Raw genomic sequence first — 22,669 nt, forward strand, 5'->3', positions numbered from 1 at the left:
GCGGTGGAAGGCCCCAACCCACAAACCCATCAGCCCAGGGGCCTTCCACCACCGGCTGTCCACCGAGGACCACCTCGCGGCGTGACCTGGGACCTGTGTCCTAGACGGCGACGTTCCAGGCCGCGGCACCCAGCATCCGTTGCGCGCGCGGGAAGTCCCGCAGCTGCGCCGACAGCAGCTCCAGTGCGGGTGGCAGCACCTGCGCGGGCACTCCGCGCGCGGTGAGCACCTCGCTGGTCCACGACAGGAAGCCGCGGAACAACCCGTCGTCGTCCAGGTAGAGCGCGGTCGAGAGGAACTCCACGATGTGGGCGAGGTCCTCCGCGGTGCGCTGCCGTTGCTCGTCGTCGTAGGAGCGCATCGCGGGCACCCGGTCGGCCAGCCCGCGGTACACCGAGCGCACCAGGTCGTTCGCGGTGCGCTTGACCAGGGTGTACTCCTGGTCGGCCAGGTGCGGCAGGTGGTCGATCGGCTGGTGCGGCGTGCTGGGCAGCGGCAACGACCGCGACACCAGCATGTCCGCGGCGGAACGGGCGTTGGCGGCCCAGGCGTTGGCACCGAAGCGCCGCGCGTAGTCGCCGTCCACGCCGAACGCGGCCCCGCCGACCATCACCGGCACGCCGGCCGCCTGGCACGCCGTCATCGTGGCGTGCGCGGACGGCAGCCGGGTCGCGATGGAGCTGGACAGCGCCACCACGTCCGGACCGGTGCGGTGCAGGTACGTGATCAGGTGCGGCGTCGGGACCTGCGCGCCCAGGTAGTCGACGGCGAAACCGCGCAGCGACAGCACCTCCGCCAGCAACCGTGCGGGCAACGCGTGCCACTCGCCGTCCACGCACGCGACCGTGACGCGCCCGTGCACCGGCTTCTGCCGCGGCCGGGTGAGCGTCAGCGCCGTGACCGCGCGTTCGTTGATCGCGGTGATGGCGTGCTCCTGCGCCACGCTGATCCGGTTCGCGGCCCACTCCCGGCCGACCCGCTGCTGCACGCCGCCGATCACGTCGAGCAGCACGTGCTCGTGCCCGTGCTCCTCGGCCGCCGCGAGCACGACGTCGGTCGCGTGGTGCTCGTCGCCGTCGACGACGGCCTCCCACAGCGCGTCGAGCGCCTTCACCTGGACCTCCGCCGCGGAGCGGTGATCGCCACCACCGCGATGTCGTCGTGAGCGCCCGTGCCGACCCAGTTCGCCGCGAGCATGTGCACGTGCTCGACCAGCGCCTCGGCCGGCATGCCGCCGCACGCCGTCAGCGCGCGCCGCAGCCGTTCCTCGCCGAACTCCTCGTCGCCGAGCGGGCCGCCCACGGCCTCGATGATCCCGTCGGTGTGGAGCAGGCACGAGTCGCCCGGCCCGAGCAGCACCTCGTCGGTGGTCGTCTTGATCTCCGGCAGGATGCCGACGAGCGTGCCGCGCGTCTTGGCCGGCTCGACCGCGCCGTCCGCGCGCACGATCAGCGGCGGCGGGTGGCCGCCCGAGGTCAGCGTGAGGTGCAGCCCCTCGTCGACGGGACGGACCGTGGCGACGACCACGGTGATGAAGCGGGACTGGTCGGTGGTCAGCAACGCCTGGTTGAGCGCGCGCAGCATCCGGTCGTGGTCGTCCACGACCTGCAGCAGCGCGTGCAGGGTCGTGCGCACCTTGCCGGTCTGCACGGCCGAGTCGAGCCCCTTGCCGCACACGTCGCCGAGCACCACGAACAGCTCGTCGCCGGGCAGCTCGTGCACGTCGTAGAAGTCGCCGCCGACCCGTTCGGACTCCGCGGCCGCCCGGTACCGCCCGGCCAGCTCGACCTTGTCGTAGCGGCGCAGCACCGGCGGCAGCAGGTCCCGGGTCAGCCGTTCCGTGATCACCGCCTGCTGGGTGAACAGGCTCGCCGCCGACATCGCGACACCCGCACGCGAGGCGAACAGCCGCGCGAACGCCTCCTCACCCTCGCTGAACTGCTTGTCCCGCCGCACGAGGATCAACGCACCGGCCGGCACCCCATGACCGGGCAGCGGCGTGACGACGATCGACACCACGTCCCTGGCCAGCCAGTCCGGCGCCGCGGCCGGGTCGATCCACCGCGACGGCACCGGCGGGAAGCCGCGCAACGCCTCGCTGAGCCCCATGACCTCCTCGACGTCGAGGTGCTGCAGCTCGTGCGTCGGCGTCCCGCCCCGCACGCACCGCGTGATCGGGTGGCCGTGGTCGGCCCGCGGCGCGATCACGAGCGCCTCGTCCGCGAGGTGGGTGGCGGCGAGCTCCGCCACCACGTTCATGCACCGCTCCGGGTTGAGCGAGGTCATCAGCGCGCTGGACATCCGCGTCAGCAGCGCCGTGCGCGCCCGTTCGAGCTCCAGGTCCGTCTCGTCCAGCAACCACCAGGTGACGGAGCCGTCCTCGTTATCCACCCGGTGGGCCGCGTAGCTGCGCTCGGCGACCCGCACGGACTCGCCGTGCCGCCATTGCGGCTCGGAGACCTGCTGGGGAAAGAGGTTTCTGGCTGCCTCGTTCATGCCGTGCACGGCACCGGCGGAATCGACGACGAGTGCGGGGCACGGCGAACGCAACCAGTTCATGACCGCGACCACGCCTGGAGTGTGTCATCCGCGGCCGATCACCGACAACGTTTGACCGCCGCGCGCCGTGGGTAGCAGAGCTCAGACGACCTCGACTGTTACCTCGATCATGTCGCCGGGACCGACGCCCTCCTTCTTGCGGATCGCGGCCTTGACCGGCAGGACGTAACAGCCGCTCGCCTTGTCCGGGAACACCGACGTCGACCATCTGCTGCTGCCGACGCCGGCCCGCACCTTGACCGACCCGAAGCCCGCGCCCGGCGTGGCCAGGTCGCGGATCTCGTCCGAGACGTCCCCGGGGAGGGTCACGAAGGTCCAGGTGTCCATGCGGCGGGCGTCCCAGATCCAGAGCTCGGCGTCGAAAACGAACATCCGCGGATTGTCCCGCACCGCGCGCCGGACACCGTGGCGGCTTCCGGCCTTGCTGGCGTTCCGTAGCCGGTCGTTCACCACGGGACGTTGATGTGGTGCCCACTCGCGTCTTCTGATGACAGGCGGTTATGGATCTACCGTCATCAAACCAAGCCGTTCCTCCGTTACGGTGACGAACACCACCGACCAGATCGGTCGGTTTACCTACCGAACCGGTCGGTAAACACCGTAAAGTCGGTCGCATGCCACGCCTGTCCAGGACCGGTGTCGACGAGACCATCCTCGACGCCGCAGCCGCGTTGTTCGCCCGTCACGGCTTCGAGCAGACCTCGCTCAAAGCCCTCGCGGACGCCGCCGGCCTGTCCAAGGCGGGGCTGCTGCACCACTTCCCGAGCAAGGACGCCCTGTTCGGAGCGGCGTGGGAGCACAGCCGGGAGCTGTGCCGCCACGTCGTCGACCTCGTCTCGCCGATGCCGCCGGGACCCGCACGTGAACGCAGGGCGCTGGAGCTCCTCACCGACTACGCGCTCGACCGGCCCGGCCTGGTCTCCCTGATGTTCCGCTCGATGACCGCACCGGGCGAGGACCCCCAGCAGGGCCAGGACGAGCTGCTGCTCAACGAGATGTTCGTCGTCGACCCCGGGAACGAGCCGGAGCGCGCCGTCCGGATCGTCGGCGCGCTCAGCGCCATGGCCGTGCTGACGCTGCTGGCCAACCAGGTCGGCGAGAAGACCACGTGGCGCCCCTTGATCCTCGCAACCTGCACAGACGCACTCGGGCACCGGGAGGCCTGAACACCATGGCGAAACTGCTCTACCGGCTCGGACTGGGTGCCCACCGGCACCGCCTCCCCGTCGTCCTGATCTGGCTGCTCGTGCTGGTCGGCTCCGGCGTCGGCGCGTTCACGCTCGGCGGTGAGACGTCGAACTCGATGTCCATCCCCGGCCAGGAGTCGACCACCGCGCTCGAACGCATCCAGCAGACGTTCGGCACCGGCGAGACCGCGTCGGCCCGCGTCGTCGTGCACGCGCAGGACAAGCTGCCCGCGCACGCCAAGGCCGTCACCGAACTGGTGGCGGACCTGGGCAAGCTCGACGGCGTCTCGTCGGCGACGAACCCGCTCGACCCGGCGAAGCCCAGCGTCAACCGCGACGTCGACACCGGCTACAGCACCGTCACCTACGACGTGAAGCCCGGTGAGGTCACCGCCGACCAGCGCACGGCGTTGCTCGGTGCCGTCGACAAGGCGCGGGCGACCGGGCTGACGATCGAGGTCTCCGGTACCGCGATGCAGGCGCCGCCGCACGTCGGTGGCCCGACCGAGGCCATCGGTGTGGTGCTCGCGCTGGTCATCCTCGCGCTGACCTACGGCTCACTGGTGACCGCCGGCATGAACCTGCTGTCCGCCGGTATCGGCGTCGGCATCGGCACGCTCGGCATCACCATCACCAGCGGGTTCCTGGACCTGCAGTCGACCACGCCGATCCTCGCCTCGATGCTGGGGCTCGCGGTCGGCATCGACTACGCGTTGTTCATCATCAACCGCTACCGCCAGGAGCTGCGCCGGGGCGCCGACGTCGGCCACGCCGTCGCGACCGCGGTCGGCACCGCCGGTTCCGCCGTCGTCACCGCCGGTCTGACCGTCGTGATCGCGCTGGTCGGCCTGGTGATCGCGGGCATCCCGTTCCTCACGCAGATGGGTGTCGCGGCCGCCGCCACGATCGTCGTCGCGGTGCTGATCGCCATCACGCTGGTGCCCGCGGTGCTGAGCATGCTCGGCCGCCGCGTGCTGACCCGCAAGGAACGCGCGTCCACCGACGTCGAGCCGAAGGACCGCGGCGTCATCCGCGGCTGGGCCGGCCTGGTCACCAAGCGCCGCGTCACGGCGTTGCTGCTCTCGGTCGTCGTGCTCGGCATCGCCTCGATCCCGGTGGCGTCCATGGACACCACGCTGATCCAGAAGCCGCCGGCCGGTTCCACGCAGGAACGCGCCGACCAGCTGCTGGCCCGCGGGTTCGGCGAGGGCTTCAACGGCCCGATCATCGTGCTCGTCGAGGGCTCCGACGCCGCCGCCACGGCCACGAAGGCCGCGGGGCCGATCGCGAAGCTGACCGACGTCGCACTCGTGACGCCCGCCCAGCCCAGCGCCGACGGCAACTCCGCCCTGCTCACCGTGATCCCGAAGTCCGGCCCGGACACCGCGGCCACCGAACAGCTCGTCGCCGACCTGCGCGCCGAACTGGCCGGCCTGGACGGCGGCAAGGCCTACGTCACCGGCGCCACCGCCGTGAGCGTCGACGTGGCCACCTCGCTGGACCGAGCGCTGCCGATCTACCTGGCCGTCGTCGTGGGCCTGGCCCTGGTGCTGCTGGTGCTGGTGTTCCGCTCGCTGCTGGTGCCGCTGGTGGGCGTGCTCGGCTTCCTGCTGACCATCGGCGCCTCCCTCGGCGCGACGGTGGCGGTGTTCCAGTGGGGCTGGCTCGCCGACGCGGTCAACCTCGACGGCACCGGCCCGTTGATCAGCCTGACGCCGATCCTGGTGATCGGCATCCTGTTCGGCCTCGCCATGGACTACCAGATCTTCCTGGTGTCGCGGATGCACGAGGCGCACCACCGCGGCGCGTCCCCGCTGGAGGCCATCACCACCGGCTTCCGCCAGGCCGCACCGGTCGTCGTGGCCGCGGCGCTGATCATGTTCTCGGTGTTCGCGGGCTTCGTCCCCGCCGGTGAGCCGACGGTGAAGTCCATCGCCTTCGCACTGGCCGCGGGCATCTTCGTGGACGCCTTCGTGGTGCGGATGATCCTCGTGCCCGCCGCGCTGGCCCTGATCGGCGAGCGCGCCTGGTGGCTGCCCTCGTGGCTGCGCTGGCTGCCCGAGCTCGACGTCGAGGGCACCGCGCTCGACGCCATGCCGGCCGCGAAGAAGCCGCAGGAAACCGTTGCGGTGAGCTGATTCCGCTGACACGTCCGTCATGCCCGTGGTCTGCTCGCGGGCATGACGGACGTGTCACGTCCCACCGAGGTGGTGCTCTCGACGAGTCCTGGCCACTCAGCTCGTCGACATCGGCAGGCCTGATGACCACCACGCACAGGCTGCCTCATACTCCATCCGAGTGAAGTTTCGAGCTTCGTCCAGGGAATCTCGAAGTCTGCCCCGGCGATGTGGGCACGTGCCGTGGGAGCGAGACCACGGTTCACAACCGTGTCAGGCGCACGACGAACGGACCATCCGCGGTTCGGATCGATGATTCACCGCCGTGAAGGCAGTTCGCCGGCAGGCGGTGTCCAGGCGACTGTCCATTCCCGCCGGAGAACTCCCACCGCACCTCGCGCACGGCCGAACCGGTTCGAACTGAACAGACACGGCGACCAAGGGCGATCCGGGCGATTCACGCTGACGCTCAACGGGTCCGAATGCACTTCTCCAAACTGAACGCCGCCACCGCATCCGATGATCGCTGTCGTGTTCGCGGCCACGGGCTTTCCGTTGCACGCTGGACACAACCTCAGAAGGAGAGCGGTATGGAGCTGCGCGTGAAGTTCACCGCGTGCTGTGGCTGGCCCGAGATCGTCAGGGCCGCACGCGGTGTCCGGTCGGTGATCGTCATCGTGGTGGTCGTGCTCGTACTGGACGGCCGCCTCGTGCTCGACGCGCTGGTCAGGTGAGCGAACGGGACGCCGGCCCACTCCCGGCGTCCCGTCGTCACACGCGCAGAACCCGGATGAACGGCGGCTGCGAGTGGGTGGAGCGGGTGACGACCTTGCCGTCGAACTCCACCCAGGCGTGGAACCGGTTGGGGTTCTCCGCGACGCCCATCACCCACGACATCCTCCGTCGCCGCACTCCGGCGGCGAACACGGCCCCGAGCGACCGTTCCAGGCAGGCGGCACGACCCGGGTAGCGGTCAGCGGCAGACTCCACCGACGCGACCGCGCTCAACGCCTCCGCGCAGCTCGCCGGACGCGTGCACCACTTCTCGGCCAGCACGCCGACAACCCGCAGGGTGTACCGGAAAGGCAAGCGCAGCAACAACAAGGCCATGAGCAGGCTCCACCCCGCGAGCACCGCCGTCGCCGCGGAGGTGCGTGCGGTCGCCTGCACCACGCCGGACGTGCGCCCCTTCGCGGCAGTCCATCCTGGTTGACCGCCTGGACCGGTGGCCAGCAACCGGTTGGCGAACATCTGGTTCACCACGTCGTGCGCATCGGAACGGAACCGGTCAACCGTCGTCGGGGGAAAGCTCTCCGCAAGCAGGTCGACTCCCGTTTCGACATCACCGGCCTCCACGACTGTCCGCCACAAACGCGCTGCCGTGGAGTTGAGCACCATCCACCGGCCTGAGTGGCCGTCGAGCACGTATGCCATCCCGTCCTGCCCGTCCGCGACGTGCAGGTGCGACGGCAGGTGAACCGGGCCGGTCATGACATGCACCGCAGCCACACGTCATACGCCACCAACCGGTTCAACGCCGGAAACGGCATCTCCGTGCCGGCCGAAGCCCGGTGCAGGGTCGAAAGCACGGCATCCGGATCGATCAGGCCGAGCTCGGCCAGCGGTGAGGTGGGCAGGCGTTGGCGGAGTTCCCGTGCGGCACGCCGCACGCCCAGGTTGTCCTCGGCGCAGTAGTTGCCCTTCGACTGACGCGTCAGCACCGCGGAAGGCACTCGTTCGCGCATCGCCTCGCGCAGCAGCGGTTTGAGCGTGGCGCCCTGCGCCCGTTGCCGAGTCGGCACACGTGTGCACGCGCGGATCACGTTGTTGTCCAGGAACGGCGCCTGCGGCCAGATCCGGTGCTCGCGGGCCAGCCGGTCCAGCCGGTGCTGAACCTCGGCGGACCGCCGCAGGTCGTGCGCGGCCTGGAAGTCCGCCACCCCGCGCCGTTCGTCGCCCCGGACCGCTTCGGCCCGCTGTCTCACCAGCTCGACCAGGGTCGTCCGTGCGCGCGGAGCGAGCCAGCTCGATTCCACGCCGGGCCCGGGCCACCACGAGATGGCGTCGATCCACCTGGGATGCCTGACGTGCGACCGGTCGAGCTCGGTCGCGTACAGCCGCAGCGCCGCGGACATCGACGTCTTCGCGAGGCGCACCGCACGAGCGACGATCGCGGCGGACGACTCCTGCCGCGCCGCGCCCCAGGCGGAGGCGTCCGCCACGAGTTGCCGGAACTGGAACCGTCCGGCGAGGTCACCGAGGTAGGCCGGCGGCGCCACCAGCAGCGCGTCGGCACCTTCGCCGCCGAGGTGCAGGAAACTGCCCGAGGCCGCGGCATGTCTGAGCCGCAACCGGTTGCGCGCGTGCACGGCTACCGCGAAGTCGGGCACGTCCGTCGGTGCCGCCGCGGTGAGGTCCTGGTATGCCAGCGTGTCGCTGCCGCCCCGCACCACCGTCAGTTCCAGCAACGGGTTGAGCCGAGCGCCGGACAGCGCGTGCGGCAGGTCGCCGGCATCCGCAGCCGGGTGGCTGTACACGAAGACCGGAAGCCGGCGGTCCTGACGGTGCCGCACTGCGAGGAAGGCGACCGACGTCGAGTCGAGTCCACCGCTGAAGTCCGCGCTCACCCGGGGGTGAGCGCGCATCCGCCAGCCGACCGCGGTGTCCAGCTCCGAGGCAAGACCAGCGGCACAGCCGGCAACGTCCTGCCCCTCGTCGTGGCCGAGTTCGTCGTAGGTCCAGAGGCGCAGGTCTCCGGCGGCGGTCACGCGCATCGCCTGAGCGGCTTCCAGCCGCCGCACACCCACCACCGGTGTCCGGCCGGGAACCAGGGACGGAACCGCGGCGCAGAAGATCTCCGCCAGCACCACCTCGGCGTCTGGTGCAGCGGGCAGGCCCGCGGCCGCCGCCGTGGCGAGCAACCCGGTGCCGAACACCAGCCTGGTGCCGTCGTGGTGGAAGTAGAGCGGGTGCTGACCCGCGAGATCGCTGAAGGCGACGAGCTCGTCGCGGGTGCGGACCAGCACCAGGTAACTGCCCGGCCACCTGGTCAGTGCGGTCAGTTCGCCGGTCCGGATCGCCTCGGCGAGGTCTTGGCGGACCTGGTCGTCGCCGACGGGGCACTGACCGATCAGGGTCAGCACCGCACCGGCGCATTCGATCGAACGCAGTTCGCCCCGGTGCCACGGACCCGCGACAACGAAAGGGCCGGAGCCGTGGCACGGAAAGGTGCCGACGAGGCTGGGGTGCTCAGCGGTGGACTGCACGGGCTCAACGCCGTTCCGGTCTCACCAGTAGTACTGCGAGTTCGCGTCGGCGTTGCCGCTCGGCGAACTGCCCAGCGTGATTCGCCGGACGTGGCCCGGCGTTTCGAGCACAGGCGGTTCGTAGTCCACGTCCACGACGTGGAACCGGGTGGTCTTCCTCATTTTCGGAGGACGCGTGGCCAGCAGCGAAAGAAGTCGCAAGAAGGACATCGGATTGCCTCGTGGTATCAGGGTAGCGGAGAGTGCCGCCCCGGAGACGCTGAGCGACAGGCGAGGAGCCTAGACTATCCCGCATGCAGTCACGCTTGAATACCCTGCTCACACTTCCGATATCCACACCAATGAGTGAGATGTTACTGATCGTCGACAAAGGTAATTCTGAACGATGAACTGAATCCACACCCAGGAAACGACTTCAATTTGAAGTCCAAGAACGGAGGCCGAGCACGAGAGCACCGTGAGCTTCCGCATGCGGGCTCAGCGCGCTCAACCCGAGCTCGAAGTCGAGCGGTTCGCTGGTCGCGCCGTGCAAAGCGTGACGCCGCAGTTCGTAGTCACACGGACCGAGCACCATGTCTCCCGCGGCAGCGAGCTCTCCACCGATCACGATCCGGTGCGGGTTCAAGAGGTTGCACAGCTGGGCAAGGCCGAAGCCCAGCACCCGGCCCGCGTCGTTGAGGACCCGGCGGCACACCGCGTCGTCGTCCTTCGCCCTGGCGATCAGGTCCGCGAGCGAGTCCGGGTTCTCGCGGTTCGTGCCACGGTGCGACTGCCTCACCTTCGCGAGCAACGCGTCCGCGCCGACCATGGTGTCGAGACACCCGCGCCCGCCGCACAAGCACATCCGCCCGTTGAGGTCGACGGCCAGGTGTCCGAGTTCGCCGGCCATGCCGCGTTGGCCGCGCACCAGGTTCGGTCCCAGCATGATGCCGGCGCCGACACCGGTGGACGCCTTCACGTACACGATGTGCTCAACCGGCTCGTCCGACCCGTAGACCTGCTCCGCCAACGCGCCGAGGTTCGCGTCGTTGTCCACCGCGACCCGCACCGACAGGGCCTGCGACAACAATGCCGCCGGGTCGTCGGCGGGATCCCACGGCGGCAGCACCGGCTCGGTGAACCGGCCCGTGCGCGAGTCGACCATGCGCGGCACGGCGAGACCGGCGGACACGACCTCGCCCATGTCGTGTTCGGTGTCGGCGACCGTTTCCTCGACCATCGCCAGCACGGTCGGCAGCAGCTGAGCCATCCCCAGGTTCACGCCCGGCTGGCTGCGCCGCTTCGTGGCCTCCTCCGCCGCGTGGCCGAGCGGGCGCGCCACGACGGAGGTGTGGTTGAAGCCGATGTCGATGCCCACCGCGACACCGCGCATTTCGCCGAGCCGCACCTTGTCGCCCCGCGACCGGTCCACCACGCCGAGGCGACCCAGCTCCTTGATCGCCTCGGACACCAGTCCCTGGGAGTAACCGGCGCGCTTGGACAACTGCACCTGGTTGCCAGGCTTGACCATGACCTCGACCATGACCTTCTTGAGGCTCTCACGCACTGAGGCCGCCTGTTCGAGCAACTCACGTGCGTCGCGCATGGGCGGTGTCCTTCTGAGGAATTCGATTGTCGAAGTACCTCAGGCTAGCACCACCACTTCAATCTGAACGCGATGTCGACTTGATGGAGCAATCATCCGTTCATGCCACTCCACTTGGCAATTCCGAACTCGTCGGCAATGCATCGAATCATGCGGCAAAAGTGGACACTAAAAGGCCAAATTCAGGTCATCCGGCACGTGCGACGTCCGGTAGCCGATGCCCGCCCGCGAGCACGCGCCGCACCCACCGCGCCACCGTGCGCGGTGGCGGTTCGACCGCTCCCCCGAGGTGTTCCACCACGGTGAGCTCCGCCGTGCCCGGCTCCTCGACCGCGATCGCCCAGCCGTGGCACTCGGTCCACAGCAGCGCCACCTCCCGGTCGGGGTGGTCCGGCAGTCGTCCCTCCACCGCGATGTACACGCGCAGTGGCTTGTCCCGGTCGACACAGGAGGACTCACCGCTCAGGCCGAGCTCACGCGTGACGCGCAGTGCGTAGTCCAAAGCCGGCGTCATCATGGCCGTCACCACCTCTCACACCAACGGGGCAACAACGCCGACTGCTTGACGCAGGGCCGGTGTACCCCGTTTCGGGGTGTGAAAAACGGCGAAGCCGCCACAACGCCCGCAAGGAGCAGCCCGGCGGCCTTGGAAACTCACCCTCCGCGTACGCGTGCACGACTTCGGCGCCGACCGGCGCGCTCCGCCAGCGTCGAGGACAGCTCTGCCCCTATCTCCTCCGGCGCCGGGAAGATCGTCCAGCGGCGCCGAAGTCCGGATACGCTCGGGATCGCACGAGCACCGTCCCGCAGCGCTTCCGACCGGGCAGCGACGAGTTCCCAGGAGACGACCGTGGGCCTGCGCAGCGAGCACTGGTACGCCGGAGACGACCGCAACGCCTACATCCACCGGGCCTGGATGCGCCGCGGTACGCCGGACGACGCGTTCTCCCGGCCGCAGATCGCCATCGCCAACACCGCCTCCGACCTCACACCGTGCAACGCGCACCTCAACGAGGTCGCCGCGGCCGTGTCGAACGGGGTGCGGGAGGCCGGCGGGATCCCGTTGAACCTGCCGGTCGTGTCGCTCGGGGAGACCAACGTCCGCCCGACGGCGATGCTGTGGCGCAACATGGCCGCGATGGCCGCCGAGGAGATGTTGCGCGCCAACCCGGTCGACGGCGTGGTGCTGCTCGGCGGGTGCGACAAGACGATCCCGGCGCTGCTGATGGCCGCCGCGTCCGTCGACATCCCGGCGGTGGTCGTGCCCGGCGGGCCGATGCTGACCGGCACGTTCCGCGGGGTGCCGCTGGGCTGCGGCACGGACGTCTGGCGGCTGTCGGAGGAGGTCCGCGCGGGCACGTTGTCGCAGGAGCAGTTCAACCGCTCCGAGTCGGCGATGATCCGCAGCCGCGGCCACTGCAACACCATGGGCACCGCCTCGACGATGGCGCTGGTGGCGGAGGCGCTCGGCACCGTCGTCCCCGGCGTCGCGGGCACCCCGGCGCCGGACAGCAGGCTGCTCGAAGCCTCCCACGGCACCGGCCGGCTGGTGGTCGAGCTCGTGGAACAGGACCGGCGGCCCAGCACGTTTCTCTCCAGGGCCTCCTTCCACAACGCGATCGTGGCGCTCGCGGCGATCGGCGGGTCGACCAACGCCGTGGTGCACCTGCTCGCCATCGCGGGCCGCCTCGGCATCGACCTGACGCTGGACGACTTCGACCGCATCGGTTCCGGTGTACCGCTGCTGGTGGACCTGCAGCCCGCCGGCCGGTTCCTGATGGAGGACTTCCACCGCGCGGGTGGCCTGCTCGCCGTGCTGCGCGAGGTGCGCGACCTGCTGGACCCGCACGGCCTGACGGTCACCGGCCGCCCGCTGGTCGAACACCTGGACGACGCCCCCATCTGGGACGCCGAGGTGATCCGCAGCCGGTCCGCGCCGATCATCGCCGAGGGCGGCATCGCGGTGCTGCGCGGCAACCTCGCCCCGAGCGGTGCCCTGGTCAAACCGGCGGCCGCCTCGCCGAACCTGTTGCAGCACCGGGGAAAGGCCGTGGTGTTCGACAGCATCGAGGACTTCCACGCCCGCATCGACGACCCGGACCTCGACGTGGACGCGGACTCCGTGCTGGTGCTGCGCGGCTGCGGCCCGCGCGGCTACCCCGGCATGCCGGAGGTGTCGAACATGCCGTTGCCGAAGAAGCTGCTGGAGCAGGGCGTGCGCGACATGGTCCGGATCTGCGACGGGCGCATGAGCGGCACCGCGTACGGCACGGTCGTCCTGCACGTGGCCCCCGAGGCGGCCGCGGGCGGACCGCTCGGCCTGGTGCGCACCGGTGACGTCATCGTGCTCGACGTGGCGAACCGGCGCATCGACGTGGAGGCACCGGACTTCCTCGACCGCACGCCGAGCCAGGAGATGACGGCGGCGTTCGCGGCGCCCGCACGTGGCTGGGAGCGGCTCTACGTCGACCACGTGCTCGGCGCGGACACCGGAGCTGACCTGGACTTCCTCCTCGGGTCCAGCGGCTCGGACGTCAGCCGCGAGTCGCACTGACCGCCGGCCGGGTCAGCCGGGCTGTTCGGCCGGCGGTGCGACCGGCCACCGGGACTTCAGCGCCGTCCACAGGAAGGCCGGTCCGCCGAGCAGCCACACGAGACCGAACACGCCGTGGTGCAGGTGGTCACGCTGCTCACCCTGGTCGGCCATCAGGGACACCAGCTTCGCGAGGTTGTCCGAGAGGTTGAACCCGATCAGCATCACGAGGAACCCGGCGACCACCCGGATGCGGACCGGTTTGGGCACCAGCCCGGCGATGAAGCAGCCGAGCGCGATCGGACCGGCGAGCGTCACCAGCCAGGCGGCCTCGGCGAGCTCGGGCGCGGTGTCGCCGCCCCACAGGTGGAGCACGGACAGCAGCGCGCCGCCGGCCACCGCGAGCACGCCGAAGAACCCCAACGCGAACCTGAACACAGTCGTCCCCCTTTGATCCCCCTCGGCTGCAACCCAACCCGCGTGCCCCGGTCAGGTGTGCAACCGTTCAAAGCCGCCTGGCGGCACGGTCAGACCTTCAGCACCGCTTCGACGATCACGTTGTCGCGGTAGCTGCCCGCCACGCGGTCGAAGTCGCCGCCGCACGTGACCAGCCGCAGCTCCGACAACGGCGTCGGCCCGTACACGCCCGCGGTGGGGAACGCCGTCTTCTGCGCCGAGTAGGACTTCTGCACCACGAACGTGAGCGAGCTGCCGTCCTCGCGTTCCACCAGCACCTCGGCGCCCGGCCGCAGTTCCGGCAGCCGGAAGAACACCCCGGGCCCGGTCTTCGAGTCGACGTGGCCCGCGATCACCGCCGGGCCCGCGTCCCCCGGTTTCACGCCCTTCGCGTACCAGCCCGCCTGGTCGGAGCGCGTCGGCGGTTCGAGCGCCCCCGAGCCGTCGACCGCGAGGGCCTGCAACGTCGTCTCCACCCCGATCGCCGGGATCCGCACGGTCACCGGCTCCGGCGCCTGCCCCGCGCCGGGACCCTTGACGACGTAGATCAGCGTGACCACGATGGCCGCGGCCATCACGAGCTTGCCCTTGCTCATCAGCCGAACCGGAACATCCGGCCACGCACCGAGTACATCGCGATGCCCACGACCAGCGCGATGACCAGCGCCGACAGCCAGTCCCAGCCACCGGCCATGCCGCCGAACCCGGTCTCCTGCCCGCCGCCGGGCACGACCTCGGCGCCCTTCGCGTCCGTCCGCAGCTCGATGCGCCGGGCGCTCACCAGCACCGAGTACACGGCGCCCGGCTCGATCGTCACGTCGAGCTGCGTCGAGTCCTTGCCGCGCGGGAGGACCTGCAACGGGTCGTCGTCCGGCAGCAGGACCACGTACCCGGTCGAGCTGTTCGCCTGCACGGTGCGGTGGATGAACGCACCGGCGCGGACCAGGTCCATCTCGGCGTCGCCGCCGTTGATCACCCGCAGCCGCGCCTGCCCGTTGACCGGCAGGCTGACGTCGTCCTCCAGCACCTTCATCGAGCTCGCCAGGTCGACCACCGTGTACGCCTTGCCCTCGCCGGCCTGCACGAGCACCGAGCGCAGCAACGGCGCGTTCGGGTCGGCCGTGCGGAACTCGACGACGTGCTCGCCCGGCGCGACCCGCCGGTAGTCGTCGAGCGCGGCGTAGTCGAAGCTGCCGAGCTTCGTCCCGTCCAGGCTCACCTCGACCCGCGCCTGGTCCATCGAGAAGTGCCCGACGCGGATGTACGTGCCGCTGGCCGCCTGCGCAGGCGCGGCGCTCAGCAGCAACAACAGCACAACGGCGATCAACCGCACGCCAGACCTCCCCTCACCGGACGAGACCAACGGTAGCGCGCCGCACCGACATTTCCCGCGTCCTGCCGCCCGCTCACAGCCGCCCCAGCTCCGGTCGCCCACCCGGTCGCGTGACCGTGTCACCCGATGCCTTCACAGCGAGCCGTGCGGCCTCATCGGGCGTGGCACCGTTCGTGAGCGCGTAGGTCAACGCGGCGACGAACGCGTCTCCTCCTCCGGTCGTGTCCACGACCTCGGCGTCGTCCAGCGGCAGCACGAGCTCGCCGCCGTCCCACACGAACACGTTGCCCTCGCCGTTGACCGCGAAGGCCACGAACCCCGGCCCTTCGAGCGCACGGGCCGCCGCCAGCGCGTCGTCGGTGGTCGTGATCTTCCGGCCGGTGAGCAGCTCCGCCTCCTGGTGGTCGGCGCGCAGGACGTCCGCGCGGGCCAGCAGCTCTCCGGCGTGCTCCTCCGGTGCGCCGTCGAGCACCACCAGCCCACGCGCCGACCGCGCGGCCCTGAGCGCCACGTCGGGCGGTTGCTGCAGCTGCACGACGACGGCCTTGGCACCGGCGATCACGTCGAGCGGCAGGTCCTCCTCGGTGAGCGGCTCCGGCAGGTGCTCCAGGTACCGCCACCCGTCCGCCACGAGGTCGACGATCAACGCGGACTCACCCCGCCGCGCCACGTGCCCGGTGCCGATCCCGTCCGCCGCCGCCCGCGCGACCAGCCGTTCGCCGACGTCGTCCGTCCCGACGACACCGACCAGCTCGACCGCGGCACCGAGCTGGGCGAGGCCGACCGAGATGTTCGCGCCCTTGCCACCGAGCATCTCGCGGCGCTGCCGCACCTGGCTCGTGCCACCGCTGTCCGGCACCTCGTCCACGACGAGCACCAGGTCGCGCGCTATCTGCCCCACCACGACGATGTTGTCCACGGCGGCGGGGTACCCAGCCGACACGAAGTCTGCTCACACTTCCGTGTGCAGCTGATCGGGCTGACGACGCGGCCTGGACAAGCGGCCGCACAACGTCGAATTGTGCTTGCGCGCCACCGCATACTGGCCAGGTGATGCGACACCTCGCTGAACTGACCCAGATCAAGCGACAGCGGCGCGCCTTCCACCCCGGCCACGAGCGCGCGGCGTTCAAGGAGCAGCTCCGCGCCCACCGCAGGGCGCTCGCGGAACGCCAGGCCGTGCTCGCGACCACCTTGCCCGCGGGACAGCGCGCGGAGTCCGCACTGCTGCACTTCGCCTCCGCCAACGGTCACCCGGCCCGGCTCTGCCCCGAGCTCCCCGACCCGGCCTCCTACGACGTGGTGGTCACGTTGCCGCGGGTCCACGTGCTGAACCGGGCCGAGGCGTTCTCGTTGCGGGCCCACAAGTCCGCGGCGCTGAAGCGGACCGTGCTCGGCGCGCGTGAGATGTTCGCTTCCGTGTTCGGCCTCACCCACGCGTCGACGCACTCTCTCGCGCCCATGGGCCGGTTCGTGCACACGTCACCGCATCCCGTTCGCGGGCGCGACTTCGCGACCGACTGACTCAGCTGCGGGTGAACCGGTCCGTCACGTCCTCGCCGTCGGGCAGCACGGCGAACAGGTCGACGGGCGCGCGTTGCGAGACCAGCTCGCTGTGGTGCAGGCGTTTCAGCCGGTCACGTGCGACCGCGACCTCCTGCCTGCGGCCGGACAGCACGAGCACCGGTACCGCGCCGTGCCGCACGTGGCCGTGCACCCGTTCCGCCGGACCGCGGCCGAACTTGAGCACCTTGCCGTACCGCACCAGGTACAGCAGCTGGGTCTCCTCGGGCCGCGAACGCTTGCGCAGCAACGCGACTTCGCCGCTGTCGTCGTTGCGGCCCCACGTGCCGTGCGACTTCGTCAGCCAGCGAAAACCCGTCCACGGCAACCCGTGCACGTCCGTGGCGAGCACGGTCCAGCCGGGCTGCTCGTACTTCGCGAGCCGGATCTTCACCGTGGTGGCGGCGATCAGCTCGGAGTTCTCCCGCCACGTCCCGGTCAGGTCCAGCCGGGCCGCGATCCGCTGCACCGCCGGGTCCGGCACCGACCGGTCGTCCAGGCACACCAGGCACCGCGTGCGGAAACCCGGTCCGCACGACCGCGTTGTGCCGCACCAGCCGCACCGGTAGATCTGCACGTCGGCGCCACCGGGCCGGTCGTGCAGCAGCTTCATCTGGTCGGCGGTCACCTGCCGGCACGGCGCGCACAGCCGGCACCAGGCGACTTCCTGGAGTTCCTTGCGCGGCAACCTGGTCATGCAGTTGATGCACTGCTTCACGTCGTCGTCCTCCCCCGCGGGGAAGCCTATTGCAACGCGCGGCGCAGGCGCGAGGAAACCAGTGCGTGCCGCGGGTCGGTGGCCGGGAGCAGCAGGTGCAGCCGTTCGAGCACTTCGGCATCCTCCACGCTGTCCGCGAACGACATCAGCGCGTCGACGTCCCCGGCGTCGAGCGCCTGCCTGCGCAGTGCCGCGGCCAGGTCGTCGCGTTCCTCCCGCACGACCGGCGCGTCCGAGCGGGCCAGCAGGTCACCGGGGTAGGCGGCGACGGACCGGCCCTCGCGCAACGCCGTGCGCACGTCCAGGAAGTCGCCGCTCAGCTCGGCGTCGAGGCGGTACGGCCTGGTCAGCAGCACGGTGCCGAGCTGGGCGCGCAACCGGTGCAGCTCGGCGCGGACCGTCGTCGGGTTGCCGCGCTCGCCGTAGAGCTGCAACGCCAGCTGTTCCGCGGTGAGGCCGCGCGGGTGCAACGCGAGCGCCGTGAGCACCTCGGCGTTGCGCAGCGTCAGCGCCAGCGGGCGGCCGTCGAGCGTCGCGGCGACACCGCCGAGGAAGTTCAGCGACAGCACCGGTCTGCGCGGCCGCAGGTGCGTGCGCAGGTGGTGCTCCGCGAGCTGCGCGGCGGCGGACACGAGCGGGGCGACCGCCGGGTGCATGGTCTTCAGCGGGCCGCTCACGTCGACCACGCCCAGCAACGTGCCGGTGTGCGGGTCGCGGATCGGGCTCGCCGCGCACGTCCACGTGTGGTACCTGCGCACCAGGTGCTCGTGGGAGTGCACCGTCACCGGACGGCCGGTCGCGAGTGCCGTACCCATCGCGTTCGTGCCGATGACCTCCTCGCTCCACCGCGAGCCCTCGGTCAGGTGGACGCGCTCGGCGGTGTGCCTCGTCTTGTTGTCGCCCTCGCACCACAGGATCGTGCCCGCGGTGTCGGTGACGATCATGATCGTCTCGTCCATCGCGAGGGTGTGCCGCAGCAACGGCACGGCGGCGGCCAGCGGGTGTTCGCCGCGCAGGTCGGCGACCTCGGCCGGTTCCAGCACCACCGGCGCCTCGTGCCGGTCCGGGTCGACGCTGGCCGCGAGGGACCGTCGCCAGGACTCGGCGATCTCCGGCCGCGCCACTTCGCGACGCTCCATCCGTCCAGGATGACGGGCCCCGGCGCACCCGTGACTACTCCTTTCGGATGCAACGTCGATGAAACGTTGCCCTGCCTAACGTCAGTGCCCTGTTCGCAACGACGCGGGAGGCGAGACGATGACGAAGTACGCGGCCCCAGGTCAGCCCGGCAGCGTGGTGACGTACCGCGACCGGTACGACCACTTCATCGGCGGCGAGTACGTCCCTCCCGCGAAGGGCGAGTACTTCGCCAACCCGACCCCGGTGACCGGTGAGGAGTTCACCGAGATCGCCCGCGGCACCGCGGAGGACGTCGAGCGCGCCCTGGACGCCGCCCACGGCGCCGCCCGCGCGTGGGGCAAGACCTCCCCCGCCGACCGCGCCCTGGTGCTCAACCGGATCGCGGACCGCATCGAGGAGAACCTCGAAGCGCTCGCCGTGGCCGAGAGCTGGGAGAACGGCAAGCCCGTCCGCGAGACCCTGGCCGCCGACCTGCCGCTGGCCGTGGACCACTTCCGCTACTTCGCCGGCGTGATCCGCGCCCAGGAGGGCGGCATCTCGCAGATCGACGAGGACCTGGTCGCCTACCACTTCCACGAGCCGCTGGGCGTCGTCGCCCAGATCATCCCGTGGAACTTCCCGCTGCTCATGGCCACGTGGAAGCTCGCACCGGCCCTGGCCGCCGGCAACGCGGTCGTGCTCAAGCCCGCCGAGCAGACCCCGGCGTCGATCCACGTGCTGATGGAGCTCATCGCCGACCTGCTGCCACCCGGTGTCGTGAACGTCGTCAACGGCTTCGGCGTCGAGGCGGGCAAGCCCCTCGCGTCCTCCCGCCGCGTCGCGAAGGTCGCGTTCACCGGCGAGACCACCACCGGCCGCCTGATCATGCAGTACGCCAGCGAGAACATCATCCCGGTGACGCTGGAGCTCGGCGGCAAGTCGCCCAACGTGTTCTTCGCCGACGTGGCGGCCTCCCGCGACGCCTTCTACGACAAGGCGCTCGAAGGCTTCACGATGTTCGCGCTCAACCAGGGCGAGGTCTGCACCTGCCCGTCCCGCGCGCTGATCCAGGACTCGATCTACTCCGACTTCCTCGGCGACGCCGTCGAACGCACCCGCGCGATCAAGCAGGGCAACCCCCTCGACACCGAGACGATGATCGGCGCCCAGGCCTCCAACGACCAGCTGGAGAAGATCCTGTCCTACATCGACATCGGCAAGCAGGAGGGCGCCCGCGTCCTGACCGGCGGCGAACGGGCGGACCTCGGCGGCGAGCTCTCCGGCGGCTACTACGTCACCCCGACGGTCCTGGAGGGCGACAACAAGATGCGCGTCTTCCAGGAGGAGATCTTCGGCCCGGTCGTCGCCGTGACCTCGTTCTCCGACTACGACGACGCGATGAAGACCGCCAACGACACCCTCTACGGCCTGGGCGCCGGCGTCTGGTCCCGCGACGGCGGCACCGCCTACCGCGCCGGCCGCGACATCCAGGCCGGCCGCGTCTGGGTGAACAACTACCACGCCTACCCCGCCCACGCCGCGTTCGGCGGCTACAAGCAGTCCGGCATCGGCCGCGAGAACCACCGCGTCATGCTCGACCACTACCAGCAGACCAAGAACCTGCTGGTCAGCTACTCGCAGAACGCACAGGGCTTCTTCTGATGGCACGGGTCGACCTGACCCCGGAGGCGGCGGACCTGCTCCGCCGCCTCCGGGCGTCGCACGGGGAGCTGATGTTCCACCAGTCCGGCGGCTGCTGCGACGGCTCGGCACCGATGTGCTACCCGGCGGGCGAGTTCCGCACCGGCGGGTCGGACGTGCACCTCGGGGACCTCGCCGTCTCGTCCGGCCCGGAGTCCGACGCGTTCTCGGTGCCGGTGTGGATGTCCGCCGCGCAGTTCGAGTACTGGAGCCACACGCACCTGACGATCGACGTCGTGAAGGGGCGTGGGAGCGGGTTCTCACTGGAGGCACCGCTCGGGGTGCGGTTCCTGGTCAGGTCGCGGCTGTTGACCGACGAGGAGCTGTAGGGCGATCACCCGATCAGGTGGCCACGGCCGAAGTTGATATCGCTCGAAGCAGCCGCTGTTGTAGTTTTCCTCCTCGGTGGCCGCGGCCGCCGAGGAGGCTCCTCCGCAGCCCGGCTGGAGTGGGTGCCTCCAAGTACACCCAGGGGTGTGCACCGCATCTGACCACTTCACGCTGCCCGAGGGTTGACCTCACGATCTCAGCAGCGCTGGCCGGGAAGCGCCTGCGGAGGATCGTCGTCATGAGCGACCCCCTGATCCCACGTCCGGATCGAATCGCCCAGCGCCGCCGGTGCACCGGCGAGTCCGCTTGGACCGTGCAGGACCAGCTGCGGGACGAGCCGGGGCCGCTGATGCCCGTGCCGGCCAGCCGCGAGCAGGTCGAGCTGGAGGCCGCACTGCTGCGCGTCTGGACGCACACAGTCGCACTGCTCGGCTACCAGCACTCGGGTTCGGCCGGTGCCGCGCTGATCAAGCAGGTGTGCCCGAGCCGGCGCATGCTCACCTTGGAGATCGACCAGCGAGCGCTCTGCCTGTTCGTGGCGGCCGCGCTGCCGTCGATCGCGAACGGGCGGGTCACCGGGATCCCCGGCCTCCGCGTGCGGCCGGACCGCAAGCACGTCGACCTGGTCCTGATCGGCGGCAAGGAGTCCGCCGAGCCCGTCGTGCGGCTCAAGGGCGTCACGAGAGAACGCTGGCGGGAAGCCGAGCACTGGATCCGGCGTGACCGGACGACGGCGTGGCTGGGCAGAGCCGCCGAGCTGCACCAGGCAGAGGCCGCGCCCCTCCAGCACCACCACACCGAGTCCGACGTCCTGATGAGCGCGGTGCTCCGCCGCGTGCCGATGTGGAGTGACGTAACCTGGCTCGACGTCCAAGTGCACGGCAGGTCGCTGCTGCTGTACTGGCGAGGCGGCCCGACGTCGGCGAGCGTGTCGGACACGCTCGAAGACCCACTGTGCGGGATCGCCGGCACCACGGTCGTGACCTGTCAGTTGCCCGGCGCACTGCGGGGGGTCGCAGTCACCTGTTCGGACGCGACGACGTCCGAGATGCTCGCGGCCGAACTGGCGGCGGCCGCACCGGCGCACATCCAGCCCATTCTCGCCGAGGTGTGGGACCAGCAGGAGATGCGGGACGCGCTGGCCCGGCGGGAGATCAGCTCGGTCTACCGGCTGCTCCGACGGCACGGTGTGTCCCAGCGCCAGATCGCGGCGCTCACCGGCCAGTCGCAGTCCGAGGTCTCGGAGATCCTCAAGGGACGCCAGGTCATGGCCTATGACGTCCTCACCAGGATCGCAGTCGGCCTGGGTGTGCCCAGTGGGTCCATGGGCCTCGCGTATGACGAGACGACCGCGGTGAGAGTTGCCGCCGCCGCGGGCACGTCTCGTCCCGATGACGAGGAGTCGGTGCGGCGGCGGAAGTTCCTCGCGCACGCCGCCGCCGTGACAGTCGGCGCGGCCGTGTTCGGAGCGGACTCCGGGTCGTGGGTCTCACACCCCACACAGACTCCGGCTGACGTGCGGCAGGTCGAAGCGGCCACCCGCGCTCTGCGTGCTCTCGACCTCCAGTACGGCGGCGGCTCCTGCCGCGAGGCAGTTGCCGCGCAGCTGTCCTGGGCTCGGCAGGTGCTCGTCGGCAAACCTGTGAACGACGCGGTGAAAGCCCGTCTCAGTGCGGCGATCGCCGATCTGCGCAGCCTCGCCCGGTGACCCGCGTGGACACCCTGCTGGTGCTGGCTGCGGTCGTCCCCCTGCTGGTGGTCGCATACGTGGCGAGCAGGAAGCGGCGCAAGCGCGGGACGTCCCGCTCGGCCACCGGCGACACGGTCGGCGAAAGCGTCGCGGTGCAGGCGGAGACCATCAACGGCGGCGTGCACGTCTACGCGACCATGCCGCCTCCACAACCGAGGACCGGCAACGCTTTCGCGGACCTGGTCAGCGCGCTGCTCGCGGTGCCGTGCGTGCGGGACGAGGCCGGCCGCAGACTCCTGCTGTCCCGGCTGCGGCCGGAGATCTCCTCCTCGGTACCGCACCAGCCGCGCGCCCGGCTCCAGGTGGTCGAGCTCGTCCACACCTGCCTGCACTACGACGCGGGCCTCGACGACCTGCTGCGCGTGCTCCGAGAACTGGAGGGCGACTCCATCCCGGTGCGGCGGGCGGCCACGGCGTTGGCCGTGTTCCAGAAGGAGACCACGACGTCATAG

At 70.6% G+C, this 22,669-nt stretch carries 23 protein-coding genes; 9 read left to right on the forward strand and 14 right to left on the reverse strand.

Annotated elements, in window-relative coordinates:
- Positions 1-100 precede the first annotated feature (100 nt).
- The 3 genes from ADL03_RS22780 to ADL03_RS22790 form a co-directional block, all read right to left on the reverse strand.
- Positions 101-1,114 carry a B12-binding domain-containing protein gene (locus ADL03_RS22780; protein ID WP_053735535.1) on the reverse strand — a complete coding sequence of 338 codons (1,014 nt, stop codon included), beginning with the start codon at positions 1,112-1,114 and terminating at the stop codon, positions 101-103.
- The gene (locus ADL03_RS22785; RefSeq protein ID WP_053735585.1) at positions 1,111-2,559 is read right to left on the reverse strand and encodes a PP2C family protein-serine/threonine phosphatase; all 1,449 of its coding nucleotides are present in this window, start codon (positions 2,557-2,559) and stop codon (positions 1,111-1,113) included. Before ADL03_RS22785 ends, ADL03_RS22780 begins: the two co-directional genes overlap by 4 nt.
- A gap of 81 nt (positions 2,560-2,640) precedes the next feature.
- Positions 2,641-2,931: a DUF1905 domain-containing protein gene (locus ADL03_RS22790; RefSeq protein WP_053735586.1), complete on the reverse strand. Its 291-nt coding sequence runs from the start codon at positions 2,929-2,931 to the stop codon at positions 2,641-2,643.
- Between the two features lie 242 nt (positions 2,932-3,173).
- Between ADL03_RS22790 and ADL03_RS22795 the strand changes: the two genes are divergently transcribed.
- The 3 genes from ADL03_RS22795 (at position 3,174) to ADL03_RS47300 (ending at position 6,597) form a co-directional block, all read left to right on the forward strand.
- Positions 3,174-3,725 (forward strand): TetR/AcrR family transcriptional regulator, encoded by a 552-nt coding sequence (locus ADL03_RS22795; protein ID WP_053735536.1) that lies wholly within the window; start codon positions 3,174-3,176, stop codon positions 3,723-3,725.
- A 5-nt stretch (positions 3,726-3,730) separates the two neighbouring features.
- Positions 3,731-5,884 carry an MMPL family transporter gene (locus tag ADL03_RS22800; protein WP_053735537.1) on the forward strand — a complete coding sequence of 718 codons (2,154 nt, stop codon included), beginning with the start codon at positions 3,731-3,733 and terminating at the stop codon, positions 5,882-5,884.
- 569 nt (positions 5,885-6,453) lie between these two features.
- The gene (locus ADL03_RS47300; RefSeq protein ID WP_157529098.1) at positions 6,454-6,597 is read left to right on the forward strand and encodes a hypothetical protein; all 144 of its coding nucleotides are present in this window, start codon (positions 6,454-6,456) and stop codon (positions 6,595-6,597) included.
- Positions 6,598-6,634: 37 nt separating this feature from the next.
- Here ADL03_RS47300 and ADL03_RS22805 read toward each other — a convergent pair whose 3' ends face one another.
- The 5 genes from ADL03_RS22805 to ADL03_RS49725 form a co-directional block, all read right to left on the reverse strand.
- Positions 6,635-7,354: a lasso peptide biosynthesis B2 protein gene (locus tag ADL03_RS22805; protein WP_053735538.1), complete on the reverse strand. Its 720-nt coding sequence runs from the start codon at positions 7,352-7,354 to the stop codon at positions 6,635-6,637.
- The gene (locus tag ADL03_RS22810) at positions 7,351-9,006 is read right to left on the reverse strand and encodes an asparagine synthase-related protein (protein ID WP_157529100.1); all 1,656 of its coding nucleotides are present in this window, start codon (positions 9,004-9,006) and stop codon (positions 7,351-7,353) included. The genes ADL03_RS22805 and ADL03_RS22810 overlap by 4 nt, the downstream gene beginning before the upstream one ends.
- Before the next feature lie 144 nt (positions 9,007-9,150).
- A complete protein-coding gene (locus ADL03_RS47305) occupies positions 9,151-9,291 on the reverse strand; it encodes a lasso RiPP family leader peptide-containing protein (RefSeq protein ID WP_197288558.1) in 141 nt (46 codons plus the stop codon).
- A 253-nt stretch (positions 9,292-9,544) separates the two neighbouring features.
- Positions 9,545-10,714, reverse strand: coding sequence for an ROK family protein (locus ADL03_RS22815; RefSeq protein WP_053735540.1), 1,170 nt, complete (start codon positions 10,712-10,714; stop codon positions 9,545-9,547).
- Between the two features lie 187 nt (positions 10,715-10,901).
- Entirely contained in the window at positions 10,902-11,231 is a 330-nt protein-coding gene (locus ADL03_RS49725) for a DUF6292 family protein (protein WP_053735587.1), read from the reverse strand.
- A gap of 333 nt (positions 11,232-11,564) precedes the next feature.
- Between ADL03_RS49725 and ADL03_RS22825 the strand changes: the two genes are divergently transcribed.
- Positions 11,565-13,268: a dihydroxy-acid dehydratase gene (locus ADL03_RS22825; RefSeq protein WP_053735541.1), complete on the forward strand. Its 1,704-nt coding sequence runs from the start codon at positions 11,565-11,567 to the stop codon at positions 13,266-13,268.
- A gap of 12 nt (positions 13,269-13,280) precedes the next feature.
- Here the strand turns inward: ADL03_RS22825 and ADL03_RS22830 are convergent, their stop codons facing one another.
- From ADL03_RS22830 to ADL03_RS22845, 4 genes are all read right to left on the reverse strand, one after another.
- Positions 13,281-13,685: a hypothetical protein gene (locus tag ADL03_RS22830; RefSeq protein ID WP_053735542.1), complete on the reverse strand. Its 405-nt coding sequence runs from the start codon at positions 13,683-13,685 to the stop codon at positions 13,281-13,283.
- A gap of 89 nt (positions 13,686-13,774) precedes the next feature.
- Entirely contained in the window at positions 13,775-14,299 is a 525-nt protein-coding gene (locus ADL03_RS22835; RefSeq protein ID WP_082373382.1) for a class F sortase, read from the reverse strand.
- Complete coding sequence (locus tag ADL03_RS22840) at positions 14,299-15,036, reverse strand: DUF4397 domain-containing protein (protein WP_053735543.1); 738 nt, start codon at positions 15,034-15,036, stop codon at positions 14,299-14,301. The genes ADL03_RS22835 and ADL03_RS22840 overlap by 1 nt, the downstream gene beginning before the upstream one ends.
- 73 nt (positions 15,037-15,109) lie before the next feature.
- The gene (locus ADL03_RS22845; protein ID WP_231642136.1) at positions 15,110-15,979 is read right to left on the reverse strand and encodes a PfkB family carbohydrate kinase; all 870 of its coding nucleotides are present in this window, start codon (positions 15,977-15,979) and stop codon (positions 15,110-15,112) included.
- Positions 15,980-16,086: 107 nt separating this feature from the next.
- On the opposite strand from ADL03_RS22845, the gene ADL03_RS22850 reads away from it, so the two are divergent.
- Entirely contained in the window at positions 16,087-16,560 is a 474-nt protein-coding gene (locus ADL03_RS22850; RefSeq protein WP_053735544.1) for a hypothetical protein, read from the forward strand.
- A gap of 1 nt (position 16,561) precedes the next feature.
- On the opposite strand, the gene ADL03_RS22855 is transcribed toward ADL03_RS22850, so the two are convergent.
- Both ADL03_RS22855 and ADL03_RS22860 read right to left on the reverse strand, forming a co-directional pair.
- Complete coding sequence (locus ADL03_RS22855) at positions 16,562-17,317, reverse strand: hypothetical protein (RefSeq protein WP_053735545.1); 756 nt, start codon at positions 17,315-17,317, stop codon at positions 16,562-16,564.
- Between the two features lie 26 nt (positions 17,318-17,343).
- Positions 17,344-18,456: a GAF domain-containing protein gene (locus ADL03_RS22860; protein ID WP_082373383.1), complete on the reverse strand. Its 1,113-nt coding sequence runs from the start codon at positions 18,454-18,456 to the stop codon at positions 17,344-17,346.
- Between the two features lie 118 nt (positions 18,457-18,574).
- Between ADL03_RS22860 and ADL03_RS22865 the strand changes: the two genes are divergently transcribed.
- From ADL03_RS22865 to ADL03_RS22880, 4 genes are all read left to right on the forward strand, one after another.
- Positions 18,575-20,098, forward strand: a complete 1,524-nt coding sequence (locus tag ADL03_RS22865) for an aldehyde dehydrogenase family protein (RefSeq protein WP_053735547.1) — start codon at positions 18,575-18,577, stop codon at positions 20,096-20,098.
- Positions 20,098-20,466 carry a DUF779 domain-containing protein gene (locus ADL03_RS22870; RefSeq protein ID WP_053735548.1) on the forward strand — a complete coding sequence of 123 codons (369 nt, stop codon included), beginning with the start codon at positions 20,098-20,100 and terminating at the stop codon, positions 20,464-20,466. Before ADL03_RS22865 ends, ADL03_RS22870 begins: the two co-directional genes overlap by 1 nt.
- 239 nt (positions 20,467-20,705) lie before the next feature.
- The gene (locus ADL03_RS48585) at positions 20,706-22,175 is read left to right on the forward strand and encodes a helix-turn-helix transcriptional regulator (protein WP_197288560.1); all 1,470 of its coding nucleotides are present in this window, start codon (positions 20,706-20,708) and stop codon (positions 22,173-22,175) included.
- Positions 22,172-22,669, forward strand: coding sequence for a hypothetical protein (locus tag ADL03_RS22880; protein WP_053735549.1), 498 nt, complete (start codon positions 22,172-22,174; stop codon positions 22,667-22,669). The genes ADL03_RS48585 and ADL03_RS22880 overlap by 4 nt, the downstream gene beginning before the upstream one ends.

The sequence above is a fragment of the Nocardia sp. NRRL S-836 genome, assembly GCF_001279525.1.
In the GTDB taxonomy this organism is placed as follows: Bacteria; Actinomycetota; Actinomycetes; order Mycobacteriales; family Pseudonocardiaceae; genus Lentzea.